The organism is Streptomyces sp. NPDC005878 (assembly GCF_040629815.1).
Lineage (GTDB): Bacteria > Actinomycetota > Actinomycetes > Streptomycetales > Streptomycetaceae > Streptomyces.
Genome location: NZ_JBEXWK010000001.1, coordinates 745752 through 754861 on the forward strand (window position 1 = coordinate 745752; position 9110 = coordinate 754861).

Genomic DNA, 9110 nt, shown 5'->3' on the forward strand with positions numbered 1-9110 from the left:
TGCGGCCCGGCGGCCCCTCAGACCGCGCGGTTGCGGCGCCGGGCCAGCTCGTCGGCCGGGTTGTTCCCGACCAGCGTCTCGCCGGTGTCGACCCGCTCGCCGTGCAGCTGGGACAGCGCCGTCTCCACATCGCGCCACACCACGCCGACGGCGATGCCGAAGACCCCCTGACCGCCCTGGAGCAGGGTGACCACCTCGTCGGGCGAGGAGCACTCGTACACCGTCGCCCCGTCGCTCATCAGCGTCATCCGCTCCAGATCACGGAAGCCGCGCTCCCGCAGGTGCTGAACGGCGGTGCGGATGTTCTGGAGGGCGACCCCGGTGTCCAGGAAACGCTTGACGATCTTGAGGACCACGACGTCCTTGAAGCTGTACAGCCGCTGGGTCCCCGATCCGTACGCCGGACGCACACTGGGCTCGACCAGGCCGGTCCGCGCCCAGTAGTCGAGCTGCCGGTAGGTGATCCCCGCCGCCGCGCACGCCGTCGGCCCCCGGTATCCGACCGTGTCGGTGCCGGTGTCGGCCGTGCTGTCGTGAAGGGGGTGGCCACCGCTCGTACCCGGCAGAGGACTCGGAGGCGGGTACGGCCCGCTCCCCCCCGGACATCCGGGGGCCTCCCCTGCCGTACTGTCGCCGCCGCTGCTTCTCACGCCGACCCTCCGTCCTAGAACTGCCCTCACGACGGTAGGCAGTCACTCGGGGTGCGTCAACGATCGCCACACTCGGCACGCCGAGTGATAATCACCCTGAGAGTGGTTTCGCGTACCCCTCTTCCGGGAAAGGCTACTCGAATGCCCCGGAGCCGCCGGGTTTCACGGGGCTCCGGGCGCGCGGCTCACTGGCTGTTGGTGCCGAAGTCCTCGGGCGAGATCTGGTCGAGGAACTCGCGGAACTTCTCCACCTCGTCCTCCTGCTCGTCCGGGATGGCGATCCCCGCGTCGTCGAGCACCCCGTCACTGCCGTAGATCGGCGTTCCGGTGCGCAGGGCGAGCGCTATGGCGTCCGATGGTCGCGCGCTCACCTCGACCCCGCTGGCGAAGACCAGCTCCGCGTAGAAGACACCTTCGCGCAGGTCCGTGATGCGGACCTCGGTGAGCTCCTGGCCCACGGCCTCCAGCACGTCCTTGAAAAGGTCGTGCGTCAGCGGCCGCGCCGGAGCCATCCCCTGCTGGGCGAAGGCGATCGCGGTCGCCTCCCCTGGACCGATCCAGATCGGGAGGTACCGATCGCCTCCCACTTCACGCAGGAGCACGATCGGTTGGTTGGAGGGCATTTCCACCCGGACACCCACGACGTCGAGCTCGTTCACACAGCAACCCTAGGACGTGCCCGGCAGGTTTGGGTAGTCGGGGACCCCCGGGGTCAGTGCAGCCGGACCCCGAGAGCGGTCTGGACCATGGCCGCGTGGAGCCGCACGGTGAGCGCCGCGAGCTCCCTGACCGTGGCCTCCGCATGCGCCCTGGTCTGCGGGTTGCGGTGCAGACGCAGGGGTGCGACCACTTGTTCGACCAGCCCCGCCTCGCGGTCGGCGGCCGCCTTCATGGCGCGAAGATGACGCGGTTCGAGACCGAATCGGCCCAGGTCCGCCACCAGGCGGGCCACGTTCACCGACTCCGCGTCGTAGCCGCCCTCGGGACCGGCCGAGATCAGCCCGTAGGACTCCCACTCGGTCAGCTCCGCCTCGGTGACCTCAGCGGCCACCAGAAGCTCGCTGCGCCCCACACGGGACGCCGTGGGGCGCTCCGGGTCGCCCTCGCCCCCGCCGTCCGCCAGATCGCGCGCTCCGCCCGCGGCGGGCAGCACGGGCTGCTCACCGCGGCTCAGCGCGTCCAGATGCTCGCGGATGACCTTCAGCGGCAGATAGTGGTCCCGCTGCATCCGCAGGACCTGGGCGAGCCGCTCCACGTCCTCGGGGCTGAACTTGCGGTACCCCGACGGCGTGCGCCGGGGCTCCACGAGACCCTCGGACTCCAGGAAGCGGATTTTGGAGATGGTGACTTCGGGGAACTCCTCGCGCAGCTGGTTCAGCACCGTCCCGATGCTCATCAGCCGGTCGCCCGCGGTGGCGGTGCCGTTCCCGGCACCGCCCGTCGGTGTGTGCAGCATGGGCCTTCCCTGGTGGGTCTTCCCCCTTGCGGGTCCCCCCGGACGGAGTCTGGGAGAGGGTCAGACGCCGTGCTGGCTCGCGTAGAACACCAGCCGGTACTTCCCGATCTGCACCTCGTCGCCGTTGGACAGGTCGATCGAGTCGATCCGCTCCCGGTTCACATACGTGCCGTTGAGGCTGCCGACGTCCGAGACGGTGAAACGGCCGTCCGGGTTGCGGCGGAACTCCACATGGCGGCGCGAGACGGTCACGTCGTCCAGGAAGATGTCGCTCTGCGGATGCCGGCCCGCCGTGGTCAGCTCACCGTCCAGAAGGAAGCGGCTGCCCGAGTTGGGGCCGCGGCGCACCACCAGGAGGGCGGAGCCCAGCGGCAGCGCGTCCACCGCGGCCTGCGCCTCCGGCGACAGCGACGGCAGCGCCGTCTGGCCCGTCACCTCGGAGTCGTACGCCTCCAGGCCGGAGATCGAGATCGTCGACGTGGTCTCCGCGGCACGCTCGGGGACCGCGCCCGGGCGCAGCGGCGCCCCGCAGTTGGAGCAGAAGCGGCTCGCGGCCGCGTTGCTGTGCCCGCACCTCGTACACACCGGCATGGACGGATCCTCCTGCCCCGACTGGACCGCGTGGGAGCTGGTCGCATACGGATCGGACGCGAACCCGCCACCCGGACCCGCACTCGATGGGTCCTGGAAACCTATGCGGCCGGGACCGGCAGGGTCAACAGAAGACGCGCCCGGACCGCCCGGAATGTCGCCACCGGGGCGGCCCACCTCATCGCGGAACAGCGGGCGCTCGCCGCCCTGCTCCTCCGCCTGTCCACGGCCCCGGGCACGGTGCCGGGCGGAGCCGGCGGCACCGTCCTCACGTGCGCTCTTGCCGAACAACTTCGCAAACAACTTCACGGGCGATTCCCCTTGACCGAAACAGACCCGCCCGTGGGGCAGGACGAACCCAGAATCAACACACCGGCCGACCCGGACATCCTCACAACGTCCGTATCCACCAAACAGTTTCCACCACGCACCACGAGTTGGGTGCGCCGACCCCCCGCAAGCTCATGCCCTTGTGCCGTCACCGGCATGCGGCCCCGCGTCACCGCGAGGACGACCGAGCGTAGTCAGGCCGCTTCGCCGGTCGCAAGGCATCCACGACGATCTTGTCGGAACGGACCACCGTGGCCGTGGCCTGCTCCTTCTCCAGAGTCTGCACCACACCGCCGGGGATGTTGAGCGCGGGTTCGAGATCCTGCGGCTTCCCGATCACCTTGAAGACGTAAGGGGCGGTGGCCCGGTGACCGTCGATCTCGATGCCGCCGTCCGCGTCCGAGAAATAGGTGTCGGCGACCACCCGGACGTCGTTGACCTGGATGGCCTCCGCGCCCGCCGCGCGCAGCTCCTGGATGGTGTCGAGCAGTTTGTCCGCCTCGACCGCCTTCTTGGCGTCGGTGATGGTCAGCGTGATGCCGGGGCCCTGCGCGGCGACCGTGCCGGCCAGGATGCCCAGCTGGCGCTCCTTCTCCAGGGTCTGCTTGCGCGCCTCGGCCGCCTGGTTGGAGCTGGTCTCCAGCTCGGTGCGCTGCCCCTCCAGCCGCGTCTTCTCGTCCTCAAGCCGCTTCGTACGGGAGTCGAGCTCGTCGAGGATGCGCACCAGGTCCTCCTGGCGGGCCCCGCGCAGCGCGCTGTTGTCGCTGGTGGAGCGGACCTGGATGGCCAGTCCCAGGCCGAGCACGAACAGCAGCAGGGCGACGATCAGTTGGGCCCGGGTCACCCGCGGCGGCCACAGCCCGGCGGCCAGCCGCTGGCGGCCCGTCACCTGCGGGCCCGACGGCTCCTCGGGCCCGGGAGCGGGCGCCTCGGGCACCGGCGGCGGACCGGGCGGCACCGGTGTGCCGGCGGACTTCGGCGGGCCGGAGGCCCCGGGCGTGTCGGGCCGCGGCGGCCCCGGAGTGGAAGGAGTGCTTCCGGCGGCGGGGCCCGGCATGCGCCCCGGCCCCTGCTCGGGCGAGTCTTCGCTGCTCATCGGCCTCACGCCCGGAAGACGTGGCGGCGGATGGCCGCGGCGTTGGAGAAGATCCGGATGCCCAGCACGACGACCACACCGGTCGACAGCTGTGCGCCCACGCCCAGCTTGTCACCGAGGAACACGATCAGCGCCGCCACCACGACGTTCGACAGGAAGGACACCACGAAGACCTTGTCGACGAAGATGCCGTCGAGCATGGCCCGCAGACCACCGAAGACCGCGTCCAGCGCGGCCACGACGGCGATGGGCAGATACGGCTCGACCACCGCGGGCACCTCGGGCCGGACCAACAGTCCGACCACGACTCCCACGACGAGGCCAAGTACGGCGATCACGATGTGCCTTTCCTTCTGGCGGCCGCGCCCCTGCCGGCGCCGGTGGCCTGCGGCTGTGCTGTACGTACGATCAGGCTCGGCGCGGCCGGCAGGCGCACCTCCGTCTGGTCCGAAATGCTGGAACGGATGCCGTAGTTCTCCTGGAGCACATGGAGGTACTGTCCGTCGGCACTGTCCTGGAAGGCGGTGCTCAGCTTCTTGCCGTCGCCCACCGCGAGCACCGTGTACGGCGGCACCAGCGGCCTGTTGTCGACCAGTATGGCGTCGCCCGCCGCCCTGATCGCCGAAAGGGCGGTCAGCCGCTGCCCGTTGATGGCGACGGCCTCCGCGCCCGACTGCCACAGACCGTTGACGACGCGCTGCATGTCCCGGTCGCGGACCCGCCCGGTGTCGGAGAAGCCGCTGTTCTCGCGCGGGCCGCCGCCACCGCCCGTCTCCGTGTTCTTGGCGTCGTCGACGACCAGCTTCACCCCGGGGCCGTGCACCTCGGTGGCGCCCGACAGCAGAGCGACCAGTTCGCCCTGGTCACCGCCGTGTTTCTCCAGTGCCTTGCGCTGGCGGTCACCGACCTCGCCGCGCAGGGAGTCGACCCTCTTCTGAAGGTCGTCCGCCGCCTTGGTCTCGGCCTCCACGCGCCCGATGAGCTCCTGGCGCTCCTTGGCCACCACGGGCGCCGTTATCCGCGCCTGCGCGGCACCGACCGTCACCACCACCGCGGCGAGCACCAGACCGGCCGCCAGCCCGAGCTTCGCGCTCAGGGTCCGGGGCATGCCCTCGTGCCCCTCGGCCCGGCGCCGGGCCGTCGCCTCCGCGTATCCGTCGTCGAGGGCGTGGTCCATCACATTGGTCAGCAGCGACATGGACGCGTCGGGGCGGGACGGCGGAGAAGGGGTGCTCCGAACGGGGGGCGGCTGCGACATGCCGCACATCGTCGCACGTCGGCGCCCCTGCCGCCGAATGGCCCCACCGGTGTGCCGGGCGGCGTCCCACGACGCCGCCCGGCACCCGGTGCGGACCTCAGTGACCCGCGCTGTCCACGATCGCGGACCACTCGTCGAGCAGCGCCTGCGCGGAGGCGTCGTCGGGCCCCTCGGCCCACAGATGGGTGACCGCCTCGGCGGGGTCGGGCAGCACCATCACCCAGCGCCCGTCGGCCTCGACCACGCGCACACCGTCGGTCGTGTCCACCGAGCGGTCCCCGGCGGCCTCCACCACGCGCCGCATGACCATGCCCTTGACCGCCCACGGCGTGGCCAGGTCCCTGCGCAGCACATGAGCACGCGGTATCCGCGCGTCGATCTGGCTGAGCGTCAGCTGCGTCCGCGCCACCAGACCGATGAGGCGGACGAAGGCGGCGGCGCCGTCGAAGACGCTGCTGAACTCGGGAATGATGAACCCGCCGCGCCCGTCGCCACCGAAGATGGTCGACTCCTCGCGGCCCACCCGCGTCAGGTCGTCGGCCGACGTCGTCGTCCACTCCACCTGCGTGCCGTGGTACGCGGCGACCTGCTCGGCGATACGGGTCGTGGTCACCGGAAGGGCCACCCGCCCGCTGCGCCGCTCGGCCGCCACCAGGTCGAGCATCACCAGGAGCGCCCGGTCGTCCTCGACGATCCGGCCGCGCTCGTCGACGAGCGACAGCTTCTCGCCCACCGGGTCGAACCGCACGCCGAACGCGGCACGGGACGAGGCCACGATCTCGCCGAGCCGCACCAGGCCGGCCCGCCGGGCGTCGGCGGTCTCGGTCGGCCGCGACTCGTCGAGCCCCGGGTTGATGACGAGCGAGTCGACCTGGAGCCGCCCGAGCAGACTGGGCAGGACCAGCCCCGCACTGCCGTTCGAGGCGTCGACCACGACCTTCAGCCCGGCCTCCTCGACGCCGGTCGTGTCGACCTTGCGCAGCAGCGATCCGGTGTACGAGTCGAAGACGCTGCTCGGGAACTGCAGGTCACCGATCTCACCGGGGAACGCACGCCGGTATTCCTGACGGGCGTAGACCCGGTCCAGCTTGCGCTGCCCGGCCGCCGAGAGGTCCGCGCCGCGCTCGTCGAAGAACATGATGTCCACGGAGTCCGGCACGCCCAGCGAGGTCCGGATCATGATTCCGCCGGCACTGCCTCGCGCGGTCTGCTGTCTGGCCACCGGCAGCGGCACGTTCTCCAGATCGCGTACGTCGATGGCGCTGGCCTGGAGCGCCGAGATCACCGCGCGCTTCAGGGCGCGCGCGCCACGGGAGTGGTCACGGGCCGTGGTGACGGTCGCGCCCTTCTTCAGCGTCGTCGCGTACGCGCCGGCCAGCCGCACCGCCAGCTCCGGGGTGATCTCCACGTTGAGGACGCCGGAGACACCGCGCGCCCCGAAGAGATGGGCCTGGCCGCGCGACTCCCAGATCACCGAGGTGTTGACGAACGCACCCGCCTCGATGGTCTTGAACGGATAGACGCGGACGTTGCCCTGGATGATCGATTCCTCACCGACCAGGCACTCGTCCCCGATGACGGCCCCGTCCTCGATGCGGGCCGCCCGCATGATGTCGGTGTTCCGGCCGATCACACAACCACGCAGATTGCTGTGCTGCCCGATGTAGACGTTGTCGTGGACGACGGCCTTGTGGAGGAAGGCACCCTCCTTGACGACGACGTTGGAGCCGATGACCGTGTGCTCACGGATCTCCGCCCCGGCCTCGACCTTCGCGTAGTCGCCGATGTAGAGCGGACCGCGCAGCTCCGCGTCCGGGTGGACCTCGGCACCCTCCGCGACCCAGACGCCCGGCGAGATCTCGAAGCCGTCGATGTCGACGTCGACCTTGCCTTCGAGAACGTCGGCCTGCGCCTTCACATAGCTCTCGTGCGTGCCCACGTCCTCCCAGTAGCCCTCGGCGACGTAGCCGTAGATGGGCTTGCCCTCCTTCATCAGCTGAGGGAAGACGTCACCGGACCAGTCGACGGACGTATCGGCCTCGACGTAGTCGAAGACCTCCGGCTCCATCACATAGATACCGGTGTTCACCGTGTCCGAGAAGACCTGGCCCCAGGTCGGCTTCTCCAGGAAGCGCTCGACCTTCCCCTCTTCGTCCACGATGGTGATGCCGAATTCCAGCGGGTTGGGCACCCGGGTCAGGCACACCGTGACCAGTGCGCCCTTCTCCTTGTGGAAGTTGATGAGATCCGTCAGATCGAAATCGGTGAGGGCGTCACCGGAGATGACGAGGAAGGCATCGTCCTTCAGGGCCTCTTCGGCGTTCTTGACGCTGCCCGCGGTGCCGAGCGGCTTCTCCTCATTGGCATAGGTGAGCTCCATTCCGAGCTCTTCGCCGTCACCGAAGTAGTTCTTGACCAGCGAGGCCAGGAACTGCACGGTCACGACGGTTTCATGCAGCCCATGCCGCTTGAGCAGCCGAAGCACGTGCTCCATGATCGGCCGGTTGGCCACCGGCAGGAGCGGCTTGGGCATGCTCGAGGTCATGGGGCGAAGGCGTGTTCCTTCGCCACCGGCCATCACGACGGCCTTCATGTCGGAAGCGTCCTCCTTGACGAGACAACGGTCTAGCCGACTGCACCCGTCCGGGTGGGATCCCTGGCATCAAGCGCGGATCCCTCAGCTCCGAGGGACCGCCGACGAGCTCAATCGGCCTCTGAGTCCGCCTTGACCAGCCGGCGGACCTGAACCACATACAGGATCCCTGCCCACCAATACAGAGTTGTACCCCATCCGGCGAACGCCCATCCGAAAATCGCCGCCAGGTCGGCGAGCCATCCGCTTCCATCGCTCAGCAGTAGCAACGGGAAGGCGTACATGAGGTTGAAGGTGGCGGCCTTACCCAGGAAGTTCACCTGCGGCGGCGGATAGCCGTGCCTGCGGAGGATTCCCACCATCACCAGAAGCATCAGCTCCCGGGCCAGAAGGGCAGCCGTCAGCCAAACGGGGAGAATCTCCCGCCAGGTGAGGCCGACGAGGGTGGAAAGGATGTACAGCCGGTCGGCGGCCGGGTCGAGCAGCCGGCCGAGACTGCTGATCTGGTTCCAGCGCCGGGCGAGCTTCCCGTCCAGGTAGTCGCTGACACCACTGAGCGCCAGTACGAGCAATGCCCAGCCATCGCTCTTGGGCCCGCCGAACTCGGGGCGGAGGATCAGCCACAGGAACACGGGTACGCCGACGAGGCGCGCCATGCTGAGGACGTTGGGGATGGTGAGTACCCGGTCCGTCTGAACGCGAGTCTCCTGGACCTCCACCCGGGGGCCTCCTGTGAACGTGCCAACGATGCCCCCTGACCTTACCGGCAGCGCGAGGGCGTGAGAGCACAGGGGTACGAGCCCGATCCGAACGGGTCCTGAACGCAAAAATGCCTCAACCCCCGGCCCAAAAGGGCACGGGGGTTGAGGCTAAAATTTGTTCGGCGGCGTCCTACTCTCCCACAGGGTCCCCCCTGCAGTACCATCGGCGCTGAAAGGCTTAGCTTCCGGGTTCGGAATGTAACCGGGCGTTTCCCTAACGCTATGACCACCGAAACACTATGAAAATTTGAACGCTGGCATTGACACAACTGTTCGTTATTTCAGAACTAACACAGTGGACGCGAGCAACTGAGGACAAGCCCTCGGCCTATTAGTACCAGTCAGCTCCACCCCTTACGAGGCTTCCACATCTGG

9 protein-coding genes and 1 rRNA gene are annotated in these 9110 nt (G+C 69.2%); all 10 read right to left on the reverse strand.

Annotation, left to right across the window (positions count from 1 at the left end):
* Window positions 1–17: 17 nt before the first annotated feature.
* Window positions 18–650, reverse strand: a complete 633-nt coding sequence (locus ABZ404_RS03575) for a MerR family transcriptional regulator (RefSeq protein ID WP_358832071.1) — start codon at window positions 648–650, stop codon at window positions 18–20.
* Window positions 651–835: 185 nt separating this feature from the next.
* On the reverse strand, window positions 836–1309 hold the full coding sequence (locus ABZ404_RS03580) for a bifunctional nuclease family protein (RefSeq protein WP_006123076.1): 474 nt from the start codon (window positions 1307–1309) through the stop codon (window positions 836–838).
* A 53-nt stretch (window positions 1310–1362) separates the two neighbouring features.
* Window positions 1363–2106 carry a MerR family transcriptional regulator gene (locus ABZ404_RS03585; RefSeq protein WP_358832070.1) on the reverse strand — a complete coding sequence of 248 codons (744 nt, stop codon included), beginning with the start codon at window positions 2104–2106 and terminating at the stop codon, window positions 1363–1365.
* A 60-nt stretch (window positions 2107–2166) separates the two neighbouring features.
* The gene (locus ABZ404_RS03590) at window positions 2167–3114 is read right to left on the reverse strand and encodes an FHA domain-containing protein (protein WP_358832079.1); all 948 of its coding nucleotides are present in this window, start codon (window positions 3112–3114) and stop codon (window positions 2167–2169) included.
* Window positions 3115–3196: 82 nt separating this feature from the next.
* Entirely contained in the window at window positions 3197–4084 is an 888-nt protein-coding gene (locus ABZ404_RS03595) for a DUF881 domain-containing protein (protein ID WP_358832078.1), read from the reverse strand.
* Between the two features lie 44 nt (window positions 4085–4128).
* The gene (locus ABZ404_RS03600) at window positions 4129–4461 is read right to left on the reverse strand and encodes a small basic family protein (RefSeq protein ID WP_003970459.1); all 333 of its coding nucleotides are present in this window, start codon (window positions 4459–4461) and stop codon (window positions 4129–4131) included.
* Complete coding sequence (locus ABZ404_RS03605) at window positions 4458–5381, reverse strand: DUF881 domain-containing protein (protein WP_358832069.1); 924 nt, start codon at window positions 5379–5381, stop codon at window positions 4458–4460. The genes ABZ404_RS03600 and ABZ404_RS03605 overlap by 4 nt, the downstream gene beginning before the upstream one ends.
* Window positions 5382–5478: 97 nt before the next feature.
* On the reverse strand, window positions 5479–7974 hold the full coding sequence (locus tag ABZ404_RS03610; RefSeq protein ID WP_358837618.1) for a mannose-1-phosphate guanyltransferase: 2496 nt from the start codon (window positions 7972–7974) through the stop codon (window positions 5479–5481).
* Between the two features lie 110 nt (window positions 7975–8084).
* A complete protein-coding gene (locus ABZ404_RS03615; RefSeq protein WP_358837619.1) occupies window positions 8085–8693 on the reverse strand; it encodes a CDP-alcohol phosphatidyltransferase family protein in 609 nt (202 codons plus the stop codon).
* Between the two features lie 159 nt (window positions 8694–8852).
* Window positions 8853–8969: ribosomal RNA gene (rrf, locus tag ABZ404_RS03620) — 5S ribosomal RNA — on the reverse strand.
* Between the last annotated feature and the right edge of the window lie 141 nt (window positions 8970–9110).